Genomic DNA, 22,515 nt, shown 5'->3' with positions numbered 1-22,515 from the left:
GGGTGGTTGCCTAAAAAGTTTATATTTAGGTTGACGTTATTAAATGCAATAGTTGTTACCACGTTCATATTAGTGACTAGTTGGGCAATCTATAACACTGCCTGTTTTTTAGTTGAAGGTATGGTAATGGATGTAGGAAGACAGGATCAATTTAAATCGGCATTATTTGAGTATTTATTGTCTTTTAGTCTTTTTGCAGTTGTAGTGGGGAGTACGCTTCATTTTTACTTAACTAATAAACTAATCAGACCATTAAAAGAGTTAATTAAATCTACTCAGAGAATGAAAGAAGGTTTCTATCCTGAACCAATTCAAGTTCATGCATCAGATGAAATGGGGCAATTAATTGACCACTTTAATCAATTAGTTGAACAGATAAAAATGAACGATCAACAACGCCGGAGGATTGTATCTGATCTCTCCCATGAATTTCGCACGCCACTATCCAACTTAAATGGTTATTTGAATGCTATGAAAAACGGTGTAATAGAAGGTGAGTCAAAACTGTATGAATCCCTTTTGAATGAATCGAAACGATTGACAAATTTAATGGGATGTTGAATCAGGAAAAACTTTAACTGAAAAAGAGTACACAAATATAGCAATTGTAGTGGAACAATCATTAGAGATGTTTCGTTGGTTATTAAATAAACAAGATATTCGTTGTGTCATTCAAGCAGATAGCAGATATGTTGAAATCAACACCTTTGGGATTTATCAAGTGATTAGTAACCTAATGGATAACGCAATTCGATACTACAAAGGAAAGAATCCAGTTACTATTAAGGGAGAGTGTCTTAATCACGTATATAAAGTATCTATTACTGGTGAGGGCAAACATATACCGCAGTCAGAACAGGAGAAAATATTTGATAGATTTTATCGTATAGATAACTCTAGAAGTCGTAAGCAAGGAGGAAGTGGTCTTGGATTAGCCATTTCAAAGGAAATTATTGAAAGACATAACGGAAAGGTAGATTTGATTTCCGATGGCGACAATCATACATTTTGGTTCACGATTCCTATTAAAAAATAGCTATCAACAGAGAGAGATAAGTTGATAGCTATTCTTTGCTTGTTTTTGCTTTATTTTAGTTCGAAAGATTCCGTAATTTTAATACTATCCTCGATAGATTGAATCATGGCACAATTTTTTCGAGTTATTGCTAACGCCTTTTCAACTTTACTAGGTGAAATATCTTTTCCTGATATGGTGAATAGTAAATCAATGGACTCACTCTGGTTAGCTATTTCAGGATTTCTATCTACTATTGTCGAAATAGTTATATCATCAAATGGAATGCGCATTTTGGTTAATATTCTCCTTAGCCAGCTGCCACTACATACTGCAACGGATGAGACCAATAGTTGATATGGTCGAAATCCGTATTCCTCTTGACTAGATACCTTTAATTCACCAAATTCTAGATTAGTTTGAAAACCATATTCGTTCATACTGAACTTCATTTAAATCATCCCTTATTTACAAAAAGAAGGTAAGACTTCAAGATTATATATGTATAATAATACTCTAATGTGAAAATCTGATGAAAATATAAATATGCATAAGAATTGGTTGGTGTTTTAGAAAAAAGAAGAATAAAATCATAGAAAGTATAAAATCCCCGATACTCTGTCGGGGATTTTTGTCTCAGATTTTTAATTTTCTTTTAGCTCCTCAACGTACTTTTGAGTTGACTTTGCTGCAATACTGCCGTCACCAGTAGCGGTAACAATTTGTCTTAGTTCTTTTTCACGAATATCTCCAACAGCATAAATACCTGGAATATCCGTTTCCATATTTACATTCGTTGGTATATAGCCTTCCTCATTGGTGATTCCTAATGATTTAAATGGTTCACTTAATGGAACCATTCCGATGTAGATGAACACACCATCTGCAGGATGCTCATACTCTTCACCTGTTTTAGTATTTACTAATGTAACACTACATACTTTTCCATCTTTGTCATTAATGGTTTTTACCGTTGTATCCCAAATAAAATCTATCTTATCATTATCAAATGCACGTTGTTGCAAAATCTTTTGTGCACGTAGTTCATCACGGCGGTGTACAATTGTTACTTTACTTGCAAAGCGAGTTAGATAAACCCCTTCTTCAACTGCTGAATCACCACCACCAACTACAATTAATTCTTTCTCTTTGAAAAATGCACCATCACAAACTGCACAGTAAGATACACCACGACCACTTAATTCTTTCTCATCAGGAACTCCTATTTTTTTATACTGTGCACCAGTAGCAATGATAAGCGAACGTGTTTTATACTCTTTATTGCTAGCAATTACAGTCTTGTATTCTTTTCCATCGATAACTTCTTTTATATCACCGTAAGCATATTCAGCCCCAAACTTTTTGGCATGCTCAAACATTTTATTTGATAAGTCCGGGCCTAAAATATGATCATACCCTGGGTAGTTTTCGGTAGTATCAAAATAAGTTAAGTCGAGTGTCGAGTTAGTTCGTTTCGTAAATTTATTGATATTCAATTTTTATTATTTCTTAAGATGGAATTTAATGCATTTCGTTCCTCATTGATTTCATTTGCAGTACGAACGCCTAACTTCCTAATTAGTGGTAACGGTGGACACCATCCTTGTAGTGAGTGTTGTAGTAAAAAAAAACTAATAAATCCTGAAAATAAATGCCACTTTTGGTTCCTTTTTATGACTAAATAAGTTCCTAATAGAATGAAAGAGGCTGCAGAAGTTTCAAGTATTCGTTCTGTATCCCATTCTTGTTCGATTGATTTTAGTCTTTTTAATATCTCTTGGTTATCCTCGTTCAAGTATTTACTAATATTTAATTCTGTCTTATGAGTAATTTTTTTGTTTACTAATGGTGAAGTATTTAATTGAACTCTTTCCGTAGTGGGGGGGAGTAAACTCATGAATTATCACCTCTTATTTATTTATTATTTAGTTATTGGCAAACAATATGTATTCGAAATGCTTAAACATAGATGTATTTTCTAACTCACTCTGACTACTAGCATCAAACATGTTTTTGGCTTTATGATTAAATTTTTGAACATTACTCCGGGCAATAATACTGCTCAATAATTAGATAAATAGGTTGTTGTCCTGTTAAGTTCTCAAAAATGCTACTGAACTCTTGAAAATGTTGTTTTTATCTTGTTGATTTTCCTCAAGAATTCTTCTTTCCTTTACATCATTTGTAAAAGCTACCCTTGCTAAAAGCTCATAACACTGATGAATGCTTTGAACTTTTTAACACTAAATCTATGTACGTTATTTATGCAGATTCATACAATAATTTTATAGAATTTGTGAAGGGATTGAGAAAAATGTACTATGTTCCTTATATGTATCCTGGGCAATATCAATATCCTTATTATCCGAATGCACCATTGTATCATCATGGAAAACAGCCTGTTGACTGTGCTTTTCCTTATGGGGTAGAGCATGTAAACAGGTTTGATGGTTACCAACAATCTAATAGTGATAGTCATATCTCTTTAACAGACTATGGACCAAATCCGTTTGTGGTAAATATAAATGAAGCTACAAAGCAAAACAATACGTTTCGTAATGCCTTGTGGACAGGAGAGCATTTACAAGTTACTTTAATGAGTATCGATGTTGGGGAAGATATTGGTTTAGAGATGCATCCTAATGTCGATCAATTTATACGCATTGAAAAAGGGCAGGGGATTGTTCGAATGGGTAAGAGTAGAGATAGATTAGATATTGAGAGGAATGTCTATGATGATTCTGCAATCATCGTTCCTGCTGGCAGATGGCATAACCTGTTAAACACCGGTACTATTCCACTAAAACTTTATTCAATCTATGCTCCACCTAACCATCCTTTTGGTACGGTTCATGTTACTAAAGAAGATGCTATGGGTGCAGAAGAGGGGTATGGCAATAGAAATACATGACGTTTTTGTTAAGACACCGGTGAACGGACACTGCACACCGAATATGTAATCAACGAAGTCTTATAGGACGTTAACAGGATACTAAATACTAAATATATTCTAATGGGAGTTTTATTGGCAAAGGGTACTTTTTTTAATAACTATATGAACTGTTGATGTGTGGGAACGTACAGGTGAAATCCAAACCTCTTCAGCAAAGCAAGAGTATGTAGAGTTATAGTAAAACGCAAGCGCTTAGTAAGCAAACATTGCATTATTCATCTATTAATTGGTAAAGCGAAAGAAATGTTTTTATAATCTTGACATAATTAACGGTATAGGAAGAAGCGGGTATGGTGAGATCCGCTTCTTTTTTGTAAACAATTGCTCTATAATAGGCTATTACTGCATAGCAAGAGTCTTAATTTTTAAATGGCTTTGTGAAAGAATGTCCTTAAGCAAACGAAGCGGTATTTTTGAATAAGACTAGTACAAGAAGACCCAATGAAGGAGGGAAGGCATTGTTCTTGGACTGCTTCACACTAAGTACGGTAATCGTAACTAGGATGATCACCATTCTAAGAAGTTGAATGATAGTCAAATGATCTCCGATAAGCAGAACGCCAAATAATGAAGCTGTCACCGGCTCTACCATTGCGACCATCGAAGCAGTTGTCGGGGCAGTCCATCGAATGCCAATCAAATAAAAAATAAATGAAATTCCAGCACCCACCCACGATGCCTAATAGAAGAAACCATCCTATGTCGCTTGACAACAACACACTAGCTGCTTCATCTTTGTCCGTAAAAAGAAAAAGGATGAGAAAAAATGAAAAAAAGGCTATAGTTAAGGTGTTCTGCGGCTTTCCGATAGAAGAGGCATTTTTAAACCCGAATATAAATAAAGCATAGAAAAGTCCAGAAGCAAGCCCCGCTAGCGTTCCTAGAAAACTCACTGAAATCGATTCAGTATTGTAGGCACCTGTAAGCAGGATAATCCCAATAAGTACACCAGAAATGCATCCCCATTTAAACCAAGTCGAACGTTCTATTCGTAATAAAAAGGAGATTAGTAGGACGAACAAAGGTGCGGTGTACATTAAAGTAGCGGCAACAGCAATGCTTGAGGCTTGGATACTTACAAAATAAAAAGTGAAATTTCTAGCAACACCAAAACCCGCCAAGAGGGACCATATGTATTAACGATTAGATAAGATCCAATTTTGTCTAAAGCGAAAGAGAAACCACGCAAAAAAACATATAAATCCACAGCCCCTCGGTAAAGTGAAATCACAATAGGATCCCAGCCCTTGTTCATTAAAATAGTGGCAATTCCCCACTAAAGCCCCAGAAAATAGCGGCTAGCATAACCAAACCTACACCTAAAAATCTCATCGTGTACCTCCTAAAGATAAGTAAGGGTACGAATTTTTGAACTTAGAATTTTATTTTATATTGGATACATTATTTTAGCAATTAGGGGTTTATGCTTAATCATTAAATTTATTAAAATTAAGTTCAATTAACTTTAGTTTTCTTATTGCATTAAAGGGGGTTATTTTAAAGCAGGACAACTAACAAAAACAAATTGGTTTGCAGCGTAGTGCAAATATACTATTCAGTAGAAAAAGTTATTCTTCAATCTAATGCATTGCTGAAGACAACAAGCCAAAGCCTTGTTGTTTTTCTCAATTTTTCTAAATACATTTGTTACACTACTATTATTCAATTCAGATTAGCCTAGGGTTTATAAATACTTTGTTCTTTGATGGTATAGAGAATAACTTAATTCAAAACAGACACAAGGACTTTAGATGATTTCTTTTGTTAAACTATGGTAGGGAAAGCTGTTTTAACTGTTAAAGTCCTCATTAGTAAAGTACAGTCTAAGCCCCCTATTTTTCTTGCTTTCAAGAACGAACGTTCTGATTTATTATATCATAGACTCTTTAATATTATTAGGGATTATAGTAAATAAAATTAAGTTGGATAATGTTATAAATAAGAATAAAAAAATATGTAATAGAGAAACTAGGCTTAAAAGTTTGATGAGGTGTTAAGTCTGGTAAACATAGAATATGAAACCAATAGAAGTGTCCTTTATAATATAAAGCCAATGAGTGTAGAAACTGAATTTAGGGAATCACTATCAGGATATATATCCAGATTAGCAATAAGTCATAATGTTACACAAGGAATTTTATTTTCTAAACTTATTGCGCCAGTATTGAATAAAAAATATATAAATAGTATCACACATAAAGGGGGAGATGGCTTTTATGATTCTTCTAGTGGAATAAATGGTACCGGTCCTTTAGCAAGGGATTTTATTGAAGTTATTTCTAAGTTAACAAGTAGAAATGATTTAAATGAGTTGACATTAGTTTCTTGGATGAACATCGCACCTTCTAAAGGATTAATAAGGTCTGAGAAAGCTTGGTGTCCTAAATGTTATTTAGAAGCATTCAACAATGGTTCAGTTGTTTATGATCAATTAATATGGACAATACAATTAGTAAAATATTGTCCGATACATGAAATGGAATTGGTTAGCGAATGTCCTTTTTGTGGCAAAAATATGCAGGTTATTTCTAGAAAAAGTAAACCTGGATATTGTTCTAAATGTGAAAAACGGCTTGGAATTACTTATAATAACACAGTTGAGCCAACTAAAAAGGATTTAAGAATAGTTGATCAAGTAATAAGTCTATTGAACGTTTCTACTACTTATGAAAGAGAGCGAGTTTCAGATGTATTAAGGTATTATGTATCCAATTATTTGGAGAATAACGTTAGTAAAGCCGCTATGTATTTTGGGGTATCTAAGTCGACATTTAGATCCTGGTTAAAAGGAAAAAATATTCCTACCTTAAAATCTCTAGTATCAATTTGTTTAAAGTTAGATATAACAATACCAGATTTTCTGGAAAAAAAACCGTTACGAAAATTGGTAAGGAGTAGAGAAGTTCAAGCAAATGATAAAAAAATAATAAAGAAACATGACCATTTTTTCATTGAAAAATTCTTAAACAGATACATACTTGAGGATTATATTAATTCGCCTAAATCACTTAAGAATATTGCTGAGATTATTGGATGTGATAGGCGTTTATTATATATCAAATATCCAAAAGAAAGCAAAAGAATTGTAGAAATTTATTGTGAGTATCTAAAGGTGAACAAGGCAGTTCGACAAGAAAAAGCAGAAAATGAATTACTTAATGTTATTCAAGACCTAAAATGTAAAGGTATATACCCCAGTAGAAGAAACGTAGAAGCAATGTTCAATGGTCCGTATTTGATTAAAGAAAAAAACATAGCATTAAAATGGAAAAAGCTCATTAAATAGATTTTTTTCGTACTATTTTGATTATAAAAAAGGATTATTATAAATAATATAGAATTTTGTAAATAATCAGATTATTATTCGGGGTGATAATATTGACTGACAGAATAGATCAATTTTTAAACTCAGAAAAAGTTAGTAAGGAAGCAATGAATCAAATATTGACAATTCGCAATGCAGATCCTGCAAGAAAAGTTAGAAGTAATGGAAAAAGTGTTCCAGGCACATATCCGAGTAAGAAAATGGGCCTTACAATACAATTTGAGAGTCATACACTTGAACTGCCAGCGATTATCGAAAAAGAAATGAGTTCTAGCGTGTTAGAGTTTTATGATCAACCACCTTCTTTTAAAATTGAATATTTAATCAATGGAAAAAACAAAGGACATTTGTACACATCTGATTTCTTTGTGATAGAAGAAAACTGGATTGGCTGGGAAGAATGGAAATTTGTAGATGAGTTAATAAAGCTTTCTATGAAATGGCCAAACAGGTACTATGTTGACAAGTTTGGTCAATGGAGGTGTCCTCCTGCTGAATGGTATGCAGAGCAATATGGATTATCTTTTCGAATTAAGACAGAAAAAGATCTAAATAAAAGGTTTGTTAGAAATGTGAAGTTTTTAGAGGATTTTAAATTAGCCAAAAATGAGTTAAGTGTAGACGAAGATATCAAAAAGGAAGTATTGAATGTAGTTTCTAGTAACCCAGGTATTACAATTAATGATATATTGAAAATAAAGGGAAAATTTAGAGCTGATGATCTTTATAGTTTGTTGATATTAGGAGAACTGTATACGGATATTAATGAAGAAGTAATACCTAATTATACAGCACGGATTTACAATAATGAAAAATATAGAGAAGCATACAAAAACATGATGTCTTCATGTGTTAGTCACAATCTAGAAAATAAAATTTCTTTTAAAATACAGTTTGGAGAAAAAATTCTTTGGGATGGAGTAGAATGGGAAATTATTAATGTATCTTCAAGTAATGCATATCTTCAGTCAGCGGAGCATACTACTGATATGCCAATTACAACACTAGAGTATCTCATAAATAAAGGTAAAATTAAAGGCGTACCAAAGATAGAAACTATTCAAAATGAAGAAATAAAACTATTAAATACCGCAAGTCCACAAGAGTTAGAAGTTGCAAATATAAGGTATAACACTATACTGCCTTATATAAATCAGACAGAGAATTTAGTATATAATAAAAATCATGATTTTAGTGATAGAACCATTTATAATTGGATGAAAAGTTATAGAGAAGCTGAGAAAAGGTATGGTAATGGATATGTAGGTTTACTTTCGAAGCAATATAAAAAAGGAAACAAATCCCCAAGACTCAATACTTCGTTACAAACACTTATGGAGAAATTTATACAAGAGAACTATGAGAATGTTAAACAAAGTACGATGAAGTCCGTATATCGTAAATTTGAACAGGTATGCCATAAGAATAATTTTGCCCCTCCCAGTTATTATACATTCACAAAAAATATCCACAAAACACCTAACCATGAAAAAGATAAAAAAAGAAAAGGAAATAAAGCTGCATATAAAAATGGTGAATTTAGTTTTTACCTAAATTTTGATACCCCAAGACATGGTGATCGAGTATTTGAAATCTGTCATATTGATCATACTCAACTAGATATTGAATTGGTTTGTTCAATAACAAATGAAAATTTAGGTAGACCATGGTTAACATTTTTAATTGATGCTTTTTCAAGGAGGATTTTAGCATTTTATATCTCGTTTGATTCACCTAGTTATAGAAGCAATATGATGGTAATAAGAGAGTGTGTGAAAAAATATTCGAAATTCCCAAGTACAATGGTCGTTGATGGGGGGAAGGACTTTAATAGTATTTATTTTGATACATTGTTAAGTAGAAATTATTGTACTAAAAAAATTAGACCAGCTTCTAAACCTAGGTATGGTAGCGTAATTGAAAGGTTGTTTGGAACGACAAATCAAATGTTCATTTATAATCTTACTGGGAATACGCAATTAATGAGGAATGTTAGACAAGTTTCCAAAAATGTCAATCCGAAAAATATAGCAATTTGGACATTAGAAAAACTTTATGAATACTTAAGTAGGTGGGCTTATGAAGTTTACGATAGAACGGAACATAGTGGAATAGGTACTTCACCTCAAAAAATGTATGAAAATAGTATCCTAAAAGGTGGGGAGAGAAATTCAACGAGGATAGTATATGATGAAGTACTTCGTATATTAACATTACCCAGTACCAAAAAAGGAACAGCAAAAGTTATTCCTGGTTATGGGGTAAAAATAAATAGGTTTTATTATTGGGATCCATCTTTTCGAAATGGACTAATTGAGAATACTTCTGTCTTTGTTAGATATGATCCATTTAATATGGGAGTGGCATATGCTTTTATTAATAAGAGATGGATTCAGCTTAAATCTGAAAAATTTAACATATTAAAAAATAAAACAGAAAAAGAACTAAATATAGCATTTCAGGAGTTAAAAACAAGGGCAAAACTTAGTGACCAGAAGACTGATGTAACAACAAAGATGATAACTGACTTCTTAGTATCTATAGAGGCCGAAGAAGTATTACTTAGACAACGACTAAAAGATAGAGCAACTAGAAATTTATATGTTGTAGAGGGTGGTATCAAAGAAGTATTTGGAAGAGAGGTTCAAAGTGAATATGAACCGACTATTAATGAGAACATCAAGTTAGCTGTAGACAATACTGAGAATTCAAAAGAAATCAACCTAGATGATATAGTATTCGAGCCTTACGAGGAGTTGTAATTGATGAATCAAAACTTTCCAACACATTTATTAGAAGAAGCTCCCGCCAAAAGAATAGAGTATTTTAAAGATTTTTCAGTAGCTCATCCATTTTTTGTAGCAGCATTTAAAGAAATATTCATAAGAATTACTAATCCATCTACCAAACAGATATTTCTTGTTTATGGACCAAGTGGTGTTGGGAAATCGGAATTGTTTAAAAAAGTGTATGAAAAATTCTTGAAGGAGTATAAAGATCAAATGGAGACTGACCATTGCATAATTCCTATCGCGGGTTTTGAAGCAATTGCCCCTGATAATGGAAAGTATGATTGGAAAGAACATTACATTCGTTCTCTTATGGCTCTTAATGAACCTTTAATAGAGCATAAAATAGATATTTATAAAACAATCAATAAACAATTAAGTAACAAAGAACGACAACCAAATAGAGAACTCAGAAGGTCATTAGAGAATGCCCTGAAATTTAGAAAGACTAAAGCGGTGTTAATTGATGAAGCACAACATATAACATTTAATGGTTCTTCCAAAACTGCAATTGATCAAATGAATTTGATTAAATCATTAGTTTCAAAATCAGATACCCCCCATGTTATGTTTGGCACTTACGAAATATTAGATTTTAGAGATTCCTTAGGGCAGTTATCTAGACGTGGTTTAGATATACACTTTAGAAGATATGATATTCGTAAAAAAGATGAACAAGAAATGTTTATCAAGACATTGTGGAATTTGCAAAAACATATTCCTTTATCTTCCGAACCTAACCTTGTGGAACATTGGAAATATTTTTACCAAGTAAGTGTAGGGTGTATAGGAATACTTAAGGATTTAATTGCGACAACACTGGAATATAATTTACAGGAAAATCCAAACTTAACCACCTTAACTTTAGACCATTTTAAAGAATATGCATTAACAACTAATCAAACATACAAATTAGCAAAAGAAGCAATAGAAGGCGAAAATAATGTTGAAATTAATAATAGAAAAAATGATGATGTAGCTATGTTATTGGGCATGCCTGGAATTGAAGATAAAATTGCGGATGCGGAATCTAAAGAGAATAAAGGTAAGAGAGTTGATAAGAAAACAAGTCAAGTTGGTGTCGGTGTTAGAAAACCAAAAAGGGATGCAGTAGGTGATACGTAAAATTCTCTATAATAAATACTGTGTATATAAGATTAAGTGCTGAATGCGAAAAGCAAATAACTCACTTGGAATAAAATTTAAATATGAGTTGAGGTAGATTAAGATGACAATGTTTATTAGTGGAGAAACTATTTTTCCTAAGAGAAGCAAGTTGTATAATCTAGAACCTATTGGGGTAGGTACTTCAATGGTAGAAAGCCTAACGAGTTATTTGACAAGATTATCAAATGCACATAATGTAAAAGTTAAATCCATTATAAAATATGAGATATCCCCTTTATTTGAATCTCTCACATATCCATCGACGGGTAATAGCACTAAATTTTATAGAAATGGTAGAATAATAGATGGAAGAAGTTTATTAACAATGGAATTTATTAATGCTTTAGAAAAATTAACCACTCGAAAAGACTTACGTTATCTTACTTTAATATCGTTTAGAGGAATTTCGAACTATAAGGTAGTTAATAGTTATAAAAAGTGGTGTCCTCAATGTTTAAATAAAATGAAGAAAGAGAATGGTAATATATATCAACCATTATTATGGAATATACAATATGTAAAGATATGCCCCTTACATAATAGTTTCTTACATACTACATGTCCAGTTTGTAACAAGCAACAATTACCATTAAATAGTAAAGGAAATTTGGGTTCTTGCAATAGCTGTGATGCATGGTTAGGAGCAACTTTTAGTAAAAATGATAAAGTCGACAAAAATGAATTTGATGTTTGGACATCAAATTCCATAGCTGAGTTAATCAAAAATACTCCGAGGATGGTTAGTTCTCCTACAGATAAGTTTATATGGAGATTAATTAAGCATTTTGAGGACTTTTTTTTCGACATCAAAATTCCGATTGATAGTTTATTGGTTCATTTAGCAAACAAGTGTAATTCTAGGTCTGAAATTGCGAGTAGTTTGCGATTTGATCTACTTTTCCCTCATAAAGGTGATCCATTATGTATCCTTCTTAAATTAATATATATTGTAGAAGCATCCATTCAGGTAGTACACGATTTTACTTCATTTAGTCCTTCATCATCATCCATTATTAATGAGTTAAAGTGTAACAAACAGAAATACCAACGTAAACAAAAGTTAATTAAAGATTTTAACTATATAATACAGAATATCCGTCCGCTTCCGACACCTGAAGAAATACTCAAACTAACAGGAGATGTTGATAATCTGTTAATTGAATACTTTGATCATTTTATGGAGCAAAATGAACTGGAAAGATCTAATAATAACTAAGTTTATAAATTAAATGAGAAGTGATAAACCATATACATTCACAAAGTATTTTCGTAAACCAAAAAGGTTCAGTATGTAGCGGGAATGAAGATGAATACCTCTTTTTTAAAGAATAATGATATCTGAAAAGTGATTAAAATAGCAAAGAAACTGTGATATATATAGGTTTTGAAAACTTATGGTTGATTTTATATATTCTTTTGGTTGAAGTCTCAGTTTTTATCGAGAACAATAATAATTGTTATTAAATAATTTTAAAAAAGTTATTCTCAAATTCCATTTTCTTTATTAGTTTCTCTTTTGAGTATTTTCCGTTTCTCACCGTAACAATATCATAATATTTTAGAATCCACTCGGCTCTTTTTCTTTTTTGTTTAATGCGAAGGTAGGGTAAAGTAGCTGTTAATGTATAAAAAAACATTTACTTTCTTTTTTATACTTAAAATATAGGAATCTTTAAATTTATCAGGTTTATAATTTTTTTATTCAAGATATGGCCGCCTGCAATTGTCTGCAAATATTCCAATAATTCAAGATCCGTAGAAGCAATTGTAATACAAGGTCTTCTATGTTCTCTTTTGTGTATTCTGGTCAGGGTGATTGTACCTTCACCTCAATTATACCTGCTAAATAAGCAGCTTCCGGCACTTCCATTGTTTTTACCTCCCCGAAAATTTAAACAAAACAAAAAAGCATTCATTCCTTTTGTAAACTACTGTAATGCTACAGTTAAATACAATTTTATCATAGTAAAGCGAAACCCTCTATTTTGCCGAAGTGTTGTAAAAGGCACTAATTGTCATACCCCCTAGATTGGATATATATAAATTATAAATGAGTTCATGAAAGAAAAAGTACTTAAACGTGTGTCAATATGAAAGAACTCTTTGTTTCCTGCATAGTAGACTCTTGCTACGCAGCAACGATTTCCATGAAAAATATGAACAATAATTCGTTATCATCTGGTATTATTTTAGTATGGAGAATTGTGGTTTTGTGAAGTTTTTCACTAAAACTAACGGGTGCCATTGCTTTCAAAGTATTCGTTTTTCCTTCTTTAAGTAAATGGCAATAGAATTGAAGAAGAACCGCTACCCAAAAGTGTTACCATTTAAGTATCATCATTAGTTAAGTAGAAAGTGGGTTGATATATATGAGTAATAATTCGATTATTCAAATGTGGGAAGACTATCGAAAAATTAACCCGAATGCACCAAAAGAATATGAGGCATGGGCATTTGGTGATTCAAAAGAAATGGCTGATGAGCTTGCAAATTTAGTATTAGAGGGAACGAAAACAGCAACAGCATCAAACTATACTTTATATGAATTGGAAAACGTAACTTTACCGTTTGTTGGTCTTCATAATATTATTCTTGACGGGGATGGAAAAGCTGTTGGAATAGCAGAAACTACATCAGTAGAGATTGTTCCTTTTGATCAGGTTACGACAGAGCACGCATATTTGGAAGGTGAAGGTGACCGTACATTAAGGTATTGGCGTGACGTTCACGAAACCTTCTTTAAAAAAGAGTTTAAAAATATAAATCAAGCGTTTAATTGTAAAATCCCTGTTGTTTGTGAAAGGTTTAAGCTAATTTATAAAAAATAAAGCGCGTTGTCCCAATAATTTTATGAAGAGTAGATACTAATTGTATTAAGGCAGGCTTATGGAAGAAGAAAATGCAAGAAAAATGGAGTGATCTTAGAAAATGGATTATGTAAAAAATTTAAGGGAATTAGTTGGTCATAAACCTTTAATACTAACAGGTTCTGTGGTTTTAATATTAAACGATAAAAATGAATTATTATTACAACATAGAACGGACGATGGTTGGGGATTGCCTGGCGGTCTGATGGAATTAGGTGAAAGTTTAGAAGATACTGCACGGAGAGAAGTGAAAGAAGAAACAGGTCTTGAAATTGGCGAACTGAAGCTATTAGGTGTTTTTTCAGGTCAAGACTATTATTTTAAAGTAGCAAACGGTGATGAATTTTATTCAGTAACAGCTGTTTATGTGTCAAAGGAAGTAAAAGGAAATATAGAAATCGATGAAAAAGAATCTTATGATGTCCAGTATTTTAAGCTTAATGAATTACCTGAGGGCTTAACAGAAGAATATCGAAGTTATATAAACCCTTACATAAATCAATTAACAAATTAGTTTCCCTATTCAACAAACGGGTACAATAATGGAACAAGGAATTATCATTGTGGCAACACAAGAGGATCGTCATTTAAGATGATCTATTTCTTATGGCTTAAATTTAATAAAAACCTATTGGAATAATATGATAAAATAGTGCGATAGGAAATTGGCTTACTAGATAAGATTAGCTGGAAAGTAATAAGAGTATTTTTAGAAATAGGAGTTGTTGTAATGGGAGTATGGATCAGACGCCTTATCATAATAGCTTGTGTGATGGCACTTATACCTAATATTTTTTCGTTTTTTTCAGGGCTAACTAATGAATTACCAGAACATATTCAAGGTAAAGTAAATAATGGGGATGCAGTACTTATTGATTTAGACAAAAAGGTAAACCTGGAAAATGACGAGATATTGTTTAAATATCTTGTATTAGCAGCAGAAGAGACCTCATTAATATTTGAAGTGCACTCCAAAGAGAATGGATGGTCATTTCCAGGCTCTGCATTTGAATTAAAAGATAAACAAGGCAATACTTATCGTGGAACAGGTGGCACTTCTTCTGGTCGTACTTGGGGGCAGTACATTGTTCAGAATTATGAACCTTTGAAAGAAGATGTAGATACAATAGTAGTAGATTTCGAGTGGTATGATCGCATGTTTCAAACGGAGTTTTCATTAGATCAGGGGGGAGCGTAATGAAAAGAGATAAAATAAAAACGATAATAGAATGGACTATTGCGATTCTGTTAATCTTTATTGTTATTAATGATTCCCCTTATATTAATTATTACGAACTTTCACCAGAAGCAGCATTTGAAAAATCTGAACGAACTTATTATTATGGTCCATCAGAAGTATTAGAAAAGGTAGATGTAGATGATGTCCAAATTTTCTTATCAAAATATAAGAACTGGTTTTCAGCTACAATAGTTAACAAATATGCTGGGATTTTTTGGGGTGCAGGTAGTGGTGTTGGTGGAATAGAAATTAAAGAAGATCAAGATATTACACATTCTTGGGGGAGTAGCTCCATTAATGGGAATTACATGTTGATGAGGTATTATGGTATCGTTACTAACCCAGAAATAACTTAGGTGGAACTAGATGTTGCAGAAGGGTATGATTGGGATGAACAAGTCCCTGCAGAAGATATTGTTACGTTAGAATATCAGTTAACGGAACATCGTATGTTTTTATTTCATTGGAATGAAGTGGAAAATGACTATATCAGTATAGTGTTGCGAGGTTTGAACAACGATGGTGAAGTTATTTATGAAGAAGAATTAAGATGATTCCATAACAAGTATGGAGTAAAACATGAATAGGATTGAAGTAAGTTCTAATGATTGAAAAAATCTAAATGTATTTTGTTTTATTCTTATAACTTGGCTGCTTTTCTGATTAAGCAATTGTATGAATTTTCACTTTCCTAAAATGGAGATCATTCAATACATATTAGATAAGTTTAATCAAACAACATTCTTTTAGAACTAGCTTTCAATTGCCTCTGTAATTAGTTCTATTATGGAGGTAGCTAATATGAGTAGGAACAGAAGACCTCGATTTATGGCAAAACACGAACATCATTTGATGCTCGTGTTTTATTTTTGTGGGAGAAGTATTTTTCTTACTTGCATAAAGGCATATATTCGTCCTATCTACAAGAGTTATTATCTGCCTTTTTTATTTTTTTGCTTTTTAGGGTTGTTTGCTGTAAAGGCCGTTTCGGATTCATGATCTTTTCTAACTTGCTCAATACTTGAATTTTGAATTCCTTTTTTTGCCATGTTTTCACCACCTTTTTTATCAATCATCCCTAAATTTCCCTAAGTATTGTACAACCATTCATATTTGATGGTTATCTGCCTTAACTATCTATTGCTTAGAAATACCATCATCTCTTATGTCGATATATAAAGTTCCATCTTTCTGTATCTCAGCGAAAAATATATCAGAAATATCATTTACACTAGCTTGTTTCAATTGTTTTTCCAGCCAATTTTCATCTAGATTTAATTTGGATAAGTTTTCCTTATTGATTTTTCCGTCAGTAATAACCTCTGTAGCTATTGGGAATGGTTCTGTATTTACCACCTGTATATTGCTATCACCTTTAGTTAGCGTTTGTTTCTCTTCTTTTTTCATAACTGAAAGTGTTCCGTCCGTTTCAAATATTGCATATTGAACATCAGTAATTGAAAAAATATTTTTCTTGCGCAACAGTCCATTTAAAGCATCGATATCTAATCTGGCCTTTCGCATCTCATCCTCCATAATTTTCCCTTGTTTTATAAGGATTACCGGTTGTCCTTGGATAACTGTTCGAGCTGTCTTAGATTTAATGTCTATTAAACCCATAATGATCGTAAGAATCGCCCATCCAGATAACGCATATATCCCCGCCCATATGTCTAAATTTTGATTCACAACAAGTGAAGCCGCAATCGATCCAACAGCAATTCCAGATACAAAATTAAAAAACGTTAACTGACGTAGTTCTTTCCTTCCCATTATCCTCGTGAGTAATAATAGGACAAGAAATGAAGATACAATTCTAAGTGTAAGTTCAGTAAAATCCATAAGAAGACCCCTTTGCGAAATTGATTTAGTGTTTTTTTAGAAAGTTCTACTGTTTTAATTTACCCATATTCATTTATTTAACAACAAATCAGTGGAAATAATATATAATAAAATAGGTGATAACAATCTAAATGAAAATAGAGAAACAAAAGGGAGGAGAAGATAATAGCTTATCATGCTGCTAGATTAGTTCTGGGTATCATCTTTCTGATCGCAGGTTTAAACGGGTTTCTTGTTGTATTAAATATCGAGCCTTTGATTTCGACAAGTCCTGAAGCAATGGTATTATTTCAATTTAACTATTTATTAGTTGTGGAAAAGTCATTGGAAGTGATTTGCGGATTATTATTATTGATTAATCGGTTTGTTCCCTTAGCTTTAACAGTATTAACACCGATTACAGCCAATATTTTCTTACTGCACATCTTTGTAGATCCTTCATTACTTATCTTGGCTGTAATAATGGTTATCCTGCAAGGCTATTTACTGTATTATTTCAGAGATAAATTCAAAAGACTACTAGAGATCAAGTAATCCCTTACCTTAAATAAAAATGCCTATGACGGACATCCAATTGAAACAGTCAGCTGGATATGCCCGTCATATTTTATTTGCTTAGTTTGATGTTGAAGGCAATGTTTCTTTTATTTCACGATTTAGCTGTTCTACGTCTACAAAGTCTATTTCTTCATCAGTTATCCCGTATTTCTGTTTCAGTTGTAATAGCCGATTTACACTTTCATCTAAGCGTTGCATTGAGATTTCCCCACTTGCTACCGCATCTTCGATAGCAGCAAATACAGTATCGATTTGCTCATATCCATGGCAGATCAATAACAAATCTGTTCCTGCCTGGATTGCTTGCACAGCTGCATCGCCAATCTCATAATTCTCTAAAATTGCACCCATTGTTAAATCGTCGCTAATTACAAGACCATCAAAGCCTAATTCCTTCCTTAACAATCCTTGAATAATATCTGCTGATAATGTTGCAGGATTGTCTGGATCAATCGATGGAATCATTAAATGACCAATCATAATTGCTTCAGCATCATGGTTAATTGCTTGTTGAAAAGGCCTAAGTTCTACTTGATGTAATCTTTCAACCGAATGATCAAGAAGCGGAAGGTTGATATGTGAATCAACATCTGTATCTCCATGCCCCGGAAAATGTTTTCCGACGGGAATAACATTTTCGTCAGACAATCCTTTCATTTGTGCAATTGCCATCTTGCTCACTAGATCAGGTTTGTCTCCAAATGACCTGTCTCCAATAACAGGGTTATGCGGGTTATTATTTACATCAAGTACTGGAGCAAAATTAATATTAAAACCAAACTCCTTCACTTTTTTGGCTAACAGTTTTCCGATTTGATAAGATAGATCACTATCATTCTTTTTGCCAATTGCTTGGCTTGTTGGTGTTACCATTATCTCTTTAGGAAGTCTTGTAATTCGTCCGCCTTCTTCGTCAATTCCTAAGAAGAGAGGTATTTGATTGTCGTTAGCCTGTTTTAAGTCATTAATCAACTCTACAGTTTGTTGCGTATTTTGGATATTCTTTTGTAATAAAATGAATCCTCCAACCTTTTTATCGGATAGATAATGCGTAACTTGTTGGTCAATGGAGGTGCTTTCTAATCCGATCATCATTAGTTGACCGATCTTTTCCGGTATTGTCATATCATCAATATTGGAGCTAAAGTCCCAACGCTCACTGTTTAATTCACCGGTTGATAAGGCTGTCAGATGGTGAGTAGACAATTCATGCTCTTTTATGGGTTTATCGTTGCAGCTACTTATAAACATGAGTATAAGTATCCATAAACTTAATTTCTTTATCATAGTTTCCAAACTCCTATTAACCTTAGCATAATATTTATATAAAGCTATGCTTATAGATTAGACGAATTTTTAGCTTTTATGTTACTTAATTTGAAGCGAATCAAATTGACGTAATGCTTTCATTCAACATATAATAACTGTAAGCGTTAACAAGGAGGGTGAGTGTTATCGGTATGCTTAATAAGGTTCGCTTGAAATTTTTGAACTTACGTCTGAAATATAAAATGGTTATCCTCACATCTTTAGTACTGCTTGCATTTAGTATCGGTGGTTTGTCAATATTGCAATACGCTTTTAACCTCTATAATAAGGAAATCTACCGCCAATCTGCTCAAGCTTTGCAAGTTTCAACGAATTCCGTTGAAGCGGAATTAAAGAAGATGGAACGCCTTTCCTATCAAATCACTACTGATACATATGTACAATCCTATTTATTAGAATTAATGAACACCGATTCAAACTACGATAAGTACATGATTGGAAATGAACTCCGGAAAAGACTATTACATATTGGTGCATTAAACAAATATGTACAATCGATTCAAGTGTATGATATATATGACAAAGAATATGCCAGTGGAAATTTAATCATCAATTTATCTGAAGAAAGATTAGCAACCATGAAAGAGACTGCACGAGAGGAAGAGGGTGGGGTCAATTGGTTATCTCCATCTGAAAATGATGAGACAGTGATGGCAGTCCGGGATATACGAGAATATATGGATTTTTCTTTTGAAAGGTTAGGGACGGTAGGAATTCGAGTTGATATTCATGAAATGATGCATGAGCTTACGAATAATTTAGAAGAACAAGAAACTAATTTTCTTATTTTTGACCAGAATGAGCGGCAAGTCTTCTCCGATGAAAATAAATTAGACGGTATTAAACCTTCTGACTTTCTGGTTAATCAGCAAGGATATCAAATTATAAAACATAACGGTGAACGATATTTTTTAACGTATACAGAAGCCAATCACTTGGATTGGACGTATATGATTCTAACCCCTTATAGTAATTTGTTTACGGTGATTAGCCAGGCTCGAACGGCTGTCTTTTTAACCTATTTTGCACTATTTTTACTGATGATTTTCCTAGGAAGTAAGTTTACCGGCACGATTGTAAACCCGATTGAAAGTTTAAATAAAAAAATGAAAAAAGTTCAGACAGGTGATTTGGATTATTATGATGTTGGCATGGAAACAGAGCTGACCAAAGATGAAGCAGGGCAAATGCATGAGAATTTTAAGAAAATGATGAATCAAATTAATTATTTAATTGGAGAAAATTATAAAAAACAATTATTAATTAAAGAATCCGAATTTAAAACATTGCAGGCACAAGTAAATCCACATTTTCTTTATAATACGCTTGAATCTATCAATTGGTCCGCCAAAATAGTTGGTGAAAAGAAAATTTCCCAGATGGCTGAATCTCTTGGTTACGTCTTACGAGCATCGATTAACATGAAGGATGCATTAATTCCATTGGAAGAAGAACAGACAGTAGTAGACCATTATATTACGATTCAAAGTTATCGTTTTGATGAAAGGTTACAGTTTACAAAGGAGATACCTAAGCAATTCTTAGATATACAAGTACCAAAATTTATTATTCAACCATTAGTGGAAAATGCCATTCGCTATGGTCTGCAAGAAATGATTGGTGTTTGTAAAATTCATCTCTCGATTAAAGAGGAAGAAGACAAGATCGTTATTCAAGTGGAGGATAATGGTCCAGGTATTAACAAGTCTTATTTAGATCAGATTGAATCAGGTGACTATCAGCCAAAAGGAACAGGGATCGGTCTACGCAATATAAATGAACGTGTCAAGATACTTTTTGGAGAGGAATATGGACTAAACATTGACAGCGAAATAGGGAATGGTACGACAGTTTCCATTATTTTGCCGAAGGAGGATAAGGAAGCCTATGTACAAAGTGTTGTTAGTAGATGATGAACGGATGATCTTGGATGGTATTTCTGTGATTGTGGATTGGAATCAACATGATACATCATTAATAGGGAAAGCAATGAATGGCCTGGAAGCATATGATTTTATTACGAAACAACAGCCCGACATTGTGATTACCGATATAACCATGCCCGGATTAGATGGGATCGAACTAGTGAAAAAGGCAAAACAAGACTATCCGTCTATTAAATGGATTTTTTTATCTGGATTTAGTGAATTTGAATACGCAAGACAAGCGATGCGGTTTGGTGTCAAACATTATTTGCTAAAGCCGTGTAATGAAGTGAATATTTCTGAAGCTCTTGACGATGTTGTTCAAGAAATTCGAGAAGAAGAAGAAGCTGTTAAATACATGAAGGCAATGGAAGAAGAAGTGACGAAAAATACTGTCAATGAATGTGAGGAAGTGTTAAAGCAGTTTTTTATTTACGAACAAATAACGGAAAAAAGCCAGTCAAAAATGAAGCAGATGGTGGAGGGACTCTATTCATCAGAACCTTTCTTTTTTTGGATGCTTTTCATCGAAGGGAAAATTACATATGATCAAATCAACCAATTAATCGAAACCATTAATCGATCATTTCTCAATGAACAAGTCGTCACTACATTAATCGAAAATAAAGTGGTCGTGATGATGCGCCATTCTCCAGCATATCAAAAAACAATCAAAGACATTCTCCAAGCTGAATTGGGTCCATACACACTCAGTACGACTTCCGTTTTCTCAAAAGACTTTACTAAAGATCAAATAGAAAAAATTCCAACATTAGATGAAATGGTACAACAAGTTTTTTATCAACCAAAGCATAGTGATATTCCGTCTCAAAACTGGATTCACTTTCATGAAAAGTTGCAACCAGACATTGAAATAGATCTAGATACGATTGTGTATTATTTAAAAAAACAACAAAAGAAGGATGCAGTGTCCTACCTTATAGATTTTGTAGATAAGCTGAAAAAACATAAAGTTGCACCAAAGATTACAAGGGGCTATTTTATTCAAATTTATTTATTGTTAATGAGTAAATTAGCACATCATTCAACAGAGGATCGGGTGCAAGCAATAGGACAAATGGAGGATTATCAGCATATTTCTGATTTTGTTACGTTCTTTGAAAAACTTTTTGAAAGAATGATTATCCAAGATCAAACACCGCAAAAATATTCAAAAGTGGTACGACAAATGTTGACTTGTATTGAAGAGGAGATTGAGAATCCTGCATTGTCACTTCAGTGGCTGGCTAACCACTGTCTATATATGAATGCTGACTATTTAGGGAAAACCTTTAAAAAAGAAATTGGACAACGCTTCTCGTCTTATGTTACCAATGCCCGCATTAATAAAGCAGTGGAAATTATCGAAGTAGAACAGGATATTAAAGTATTTGAGTTAGCGGAGAGACTAGGTTTTGGTAATAACCCACAATATTTCAGTCAAATATTTAAAAGAATGAAGGGATTTACACCATCCGAGATTATTAAGTCAAATGAAGGATGAA

The 22,515-nt window shown here is 32.8% G+C and carries 22 protein-coding genes and 1 pseudogene; 15 read left to right on the top strand and 8 right to left on the bottom strand.

Features of this window, described 5'->3' with window-relative positions; translation table 11 throughout:
• The first annotated feature begins 6 nt into the window (after positions 1-6).
• Both D569_RS24795 and D569_RS24790 read left to right on the top strand, forming a co-directional pair.
• Positions 7-561, top strand: coding sequence for a HAMP domain-containing protein (locus D569_RS24795; RefSeq protein ID WP_245548479.1), 555 nt, complete (start codon positions 7-9; stop codon positions 559-561).
• A 67-nt stretch (positions 562-628) separates the two neighbouring features.
• Positions 629-1,036 (top strand): sensor histidine kinase, encoded by a 408-nt coding sequence (locus tag D569_RS24790; protein ID WP_245548478.1) that lies wholly within the window; start codon positions 629-631, stop codon positions 1,034-1,036.
• A gap of 50 nt (positions 1,037-1,086) precedes the next feature.
• Here D569_RS24790 and D569_RS0102955 read toward each other — a convergent pair whose 3' ends face one another.
• The 3 genes from D569_RS0102955 to D569_RS0102945 form a co-directional block, all read right to left on the bottom strand.
• The gene (locus D569_RS0102955) at positions 1,087-1,467 is read right to left on the bottom strand and encodes an OsmC family protein (protein WP_018930911.1); all 381 of its coding nucleotides are present in this window, start codon (positions 1,465-1,467) and stop codon (positions 1,087-1,089) included.
• Between the two features lie 192 nt (positions 1,468-1,659).
• Complete coding sequence (locus tag D569_RS0102950) at positions 1,660-2,511, bottom strand: NAD(P)/FAD-dependent oxidoreductase (protein WP_018930910.1); 852 nt, start codon at positions 2,509-2,511, stop codon at positions 1,660-1,662.
• Positions 2,508-2,912: a YgaP family membrane protein gene (locus tag D569_RS0102945; RefSeq protein ID WP_018930909.1), complete on the bottom strand. Its 405-nt coding sequence runs from the start codon at positions 2,910-2,912 to the stop codon at positions 2,508-2,510. Before D569_RS0102945 ends, D569_RS0102950 begins: the two co-directional genes overlap by 4 nt.
• A 417-nt stretch (positions 2,913-3,329) precedes the next feature.
• On the opposite strand from D569_RS0102945, the gene D569_RS0102940 reads away from it, so the two are divergent.
• Positions 3,330-3,926 (top strand): cupin domain-containing protein, encoded by a 597-nt coding sequence (locus tag D569_RS0102940; protein WP_018930908.1) that lies wholly within the window; start codon positions 3,330-3,332, stop codon positions 3,924-3,926.
• A 433-nt stretch (positions 3,927-4,359) separates the two neighbouring features.
• Here D569_RS0102940 and D569_RS25085 read toward each other — a convergent pair whose 3' ends face one another.
• Both D569_RS25085 and D569_RS25080 read right to left on the bottom strand, forming a co-directional pair.
• Positions 4,360-4,638 carry an EamA family transporter gene (locus D569_RS25085; protein WP_018930907.1) on the bottom strand — a complete coding sequence of 93 codons (279 nt, stop codon included), beginning with the start codon at positions 4,636-4,638 and terminating at the stop codon, positions 4,360-4,362.
• A 310-nt stretch (positions 4,639-4,948) separates the two neighbouring features.
• Positions 4,949-5,089: pseudogene (locus tag D569_RS25080) on the bottom strand (EamA/RhaT family transporter); the annotation flags it as partial.
• A gap of 869 nt (positions 5,090-5,958) precedes the next feature.
• On the opposite strand from D569_RS25080, the gene D569_RS22400 reads away from it, so the two are divergent.
• From D569_RS22400 to D569_RS0102880, 9 genes are all read left to right on the top strand, one after another.
• A complete protein-coding gene (locus D569_RS22400) occupies positions 5,959-7,254 on the top strand; it encodes a TniQ family protein (protein WP_018930905.1) in 1,296 nt (431 codons plus the stop codon).
• 92 nt (positions 7,255-7,346) lie between these two features.
• Positions 7,347-10,055: a TnsA endonuclease N-terminal domain-containing protein gene (locus D569_RS0102920; protein WP_018930904.1), complete on the top strand. Its 2,709-nt coding sequence runs from the start codon at positions 7,347-7,349 to the stop codon at positions 10,053-10,055.
• A 3-nt stretch (positions 10,056-10,058) separates the two neighbouring features.
• Entirely contained in the window at positions 10,059-11,207 is a 1,149-nt protein-coding gene (locus D569_RS0102915; RefSeq protein ID WP_018930903.1) for an ATP-binding protein, read from the top strand.
• A gap of 103 nt (positions 11,208-11,310) precedes the next feature.
• Positions 11,311-12,465 carry a TniQ family protein gene (locus D569_RS0102910; protein ID WP_018930902.1) on the top strand — a complete coding sequence of 385 codons (1,155 nt, stop codon included), beginning with the start codon at positions 11,311-11,313 and terminating at the stop codon, positions 12,463-12,465.
• Between the two features lie 1,153 nt (positions 12,466-13,618).
• Complete coding sequence (locus tag D569_RS0102900; protein WP_018930900.1) at positions 13,619-14,077, top strand: ASCH domain-containing protein; 459 nt, start codon at positions 13,619-13,621, stop codon at positions 14,075-14,077.
• A 100-nt stretch (positions 14,078-14,177) separates the two neighbouring features.
• Positions 14,178-14,630 carry an NUDIX hydrolase gene (locus tag D569_RS0102895; RefSeq protein WP_018930899.1) on the top strand — a complete coding sequence of 151 codons (453 nt, stop codon included), beginning with the start codon at positions 14,178-14,180 and terminating at the stop codon, positions 14,628-14,630.
• A gap of 216 nt (positions 14,631-14,846) precedes the next feature.
• On the top strand, positions 14,847-15,314 hold the full coding sequence (locus tag D569_RS0102890) for a DUF5643 domain-containing protein (RefSeq protein ID WP_018930898.1): 468 nt from the start codon (positions 14,847-14,849) through the stop codon (positions 15,312-15,314).
• On the top strand, positions 15,314-15,712 hold the full coding sequence (locus tag D569_RS0102885; RefSeq protein ID WP_018930897.1) for a hypothetical protein: 399 nt from the start codon (positions 15,314-15,316) through the stop codon (positions 15,710-15,712). Before D569_RS0102890 ends, D569_RS0102885 begins: the two co-directional genes overlap by 1 nt.
• A complete protein-coding gene (locus D569_RS0102880) occupies positions 15,713-15,910 on the top strand; it encodes a hypothetical protein (protein ID WP_018930896.1) in 198 nt (65 codons plus the stop codon). It abuts the gene before it with no gap.
• 378 nt (positions 15,911-16,288) lie between these two features.
• Here the strand turns inward: D569_RS0102880 and D569_RS22390 are convergent, their stop codons facing one another.
• Together D569_RS22390 and D569_RS0102870 are read right to left on the bottom strand one after the other, a co-directional pair.
• A complete protein-coding gene (locus tag D569_RS22390) occupies positions 16,289-16,405 on the bottom strand; it encodes a hypothetical protein (protein ID WP_033404599.1) in 117 nt (38 codons plus the stop codon).
• 88 nt (positions 16,406-16,493) lie between these two features.
• Positions 16,494-17,198 (bottom strand): YetF domain-containing protein, encoded by a 705-nt coding sequence (locus tag D569_RS0102870; protein WP_018930894.1) that lies wholly within the window; start codon positions 17,196-17,198, stop codon positions 16,494-16,496.
• A 255-nt stretch (positions 17,199-17,453) separates the two neighbouring features.
• On the opposite strand from D569_RS0102870, the gene D569_RS0102865 reads away from it, so the two are divergent.
• Entirely contained in the window at positions 17,454-17,732 is a 279-nt protein-coding gene (locus D569_RS0102865; RefSeq protein WP_018930893.1) for a hypothetical protein, read from the top strand.
• Positions 17,733-17,813: 81 nt separating this feature from the next.
• Here the strand turns inward: D569_RS0102865 and nagZ are convergent, their stop codons facing one another.
• Entirely contained in the window at positions 17,814-19,043 is a 1,230-nt protein-coding gene (gene nagZ / locus D569_RS0102860; protein ID WP_018930892.1) for a beta-N-acetylhexosaminidase, read from the bottom strand.
• Positions 19,044-19,201: 158 nt separating this feature from the next.
• On the opposite strand from nagZ, the gene D569_RS0102855 reads away from it, so the two are divergent.
• Positions 19,202-20,998 carry a cache domain-containing sensor histidine kinase gene (locus D569_RS0102855; RefSeq protein ID WP_245548477.1) on the top strand — a complete coding sequence of 599 codons (1,797 nt, stop codon included), beginning with the start codon at positions 19,202-19,204 and terminating at the stop codon, positions 20,996-20,998.
• The gene (locus D569_RS0102850) at positions 20,973-22,514 is read left to right on the top strand and encodes a response regulator transcription factor (protein ID WP_018930890.1); all 1,542 of its coding nucleotides are present in this window, start codon (positions 20,973-20,975) and stop codon (positions 22,512-22,514) included. Before D569_RS0102855 ends, D569_RS0102850 begins: the two co-directional genes overlap by 26 nt.
• Position 22,515 lies beyond the last annotated feature (1 nt).

Origin of the sequence: Gracilibacillus lacisalsi DSM 19029 (genome assembly GCF_000377765.1) — a bacterium.
Classification (GTDB): domain Bacteria; phylum Bacillota; class Bacilli; order Bacillales; family Amphibacillaceae; genus Gracilibacillus; species Gracilibacillus lacisalsi.
This window is presented reverse-complemented; position numbering and strand designations above follow the sequence as displayed.

Excerpts from the sequence above, each read along its gene's own strand:
- D569_RS24790 (WP_245548478.1), top strand. The coding sequence starts at position 629 with ATGTTTCGTTGGTTATTAAATAAACAAGATATTCGTTGTGTCATTCAA.
- D569_RS0102955 (WP_018930911.1), bottom strand. The coding sequence starts at position 1,467 with ATGAAGTTCAGTATGAACGAATATGGTTTTCAAACTAATCTAGAATTT.
- D569_RS0102945 (WP_018930909.1), bottom strand. The coding sequence starts at position 2,912 with ATGAGTTTACTCCCCCCCACTACGGAAAGAGTTCAATTAAATACTTCA.
- D569_RS0102940 (WP_018930908.1), top strand. The coding sequence starts at position 3,330 with ATGTACTATGTTCCTTATATGTATCCTGGGCAATATCAATATCCTTAT.
- D569_RS0102915 (WP_018930903.1), top strand. The coding sequence starts at position 10,059 with ATGAATCAAAACTTTCCAACACATTTATTAGAAGAAGCTCCCGCCAAA.
- D569_RS0102910 (WP_018930902.1), top strand. The coding sequence starts at position 11,311 with ATGACAATGTTTATTAGTGGAGAAACTATTTTTCCTAAGAGAAGCAAG.
- D569_RS0102900 (WP_018930900.1), top strand. The coding sequence starts at position 13,619 with ATGAGTAATAATTCGATTATTCAAATGTGGGAAGACTATCGAAAAATT.
- D569_RS0102895 (WP_018930899.1), top strand. The coding sequence starts at position 14,178 with ATGGATTATGTAAAAAATTTAAGGGAATTAGTTGGTCATAAACCTTTA.
- D569_RS0102890 (WP_018930898.1), top strand. The coding sequence starts at position 14,847 with ATGGGAGTATGGATCAGACGCCTTATCATAATAGCTTGTGTGATGGCA.
- D569_RS0102885 (WP_018930897.1), top strand. The coding sequence starts at position 15,314 with ATGAAAAGAGATAAAATAAAAACGATAATAGAATGGACTATTGCGATT.
- D569_RS22390 (WP_033404599.1), bottom strand. The coding sequence starts at position 16,405 with ATGGCAAAAAAAGGAATTCAAAATTCAAGTATTGAGCAAGTTAGAAAA.
- D569_RS0102870 (WP_018930894.1), bottom strand. The coding sequence starts at position 17,198 with ATGGATTTTACTGAACTTACACTTAGAATTGTATCTTCATTTCTTGTC.
- nagZ (WP_018930892.1), bottom strand. The coding sequence starts at position 19,043 with ATGATAAAGAAATTAAGTTTATGGATACTTATACTCATGTTTATAAGT.
- D569_RS0102850 (WP_018930890.1), top strand. The coding sequence starts at position 20,973 with ATGTACAAAGTGTTGTTAGTAGATGATGAACGGATGATCTTGGATGGT.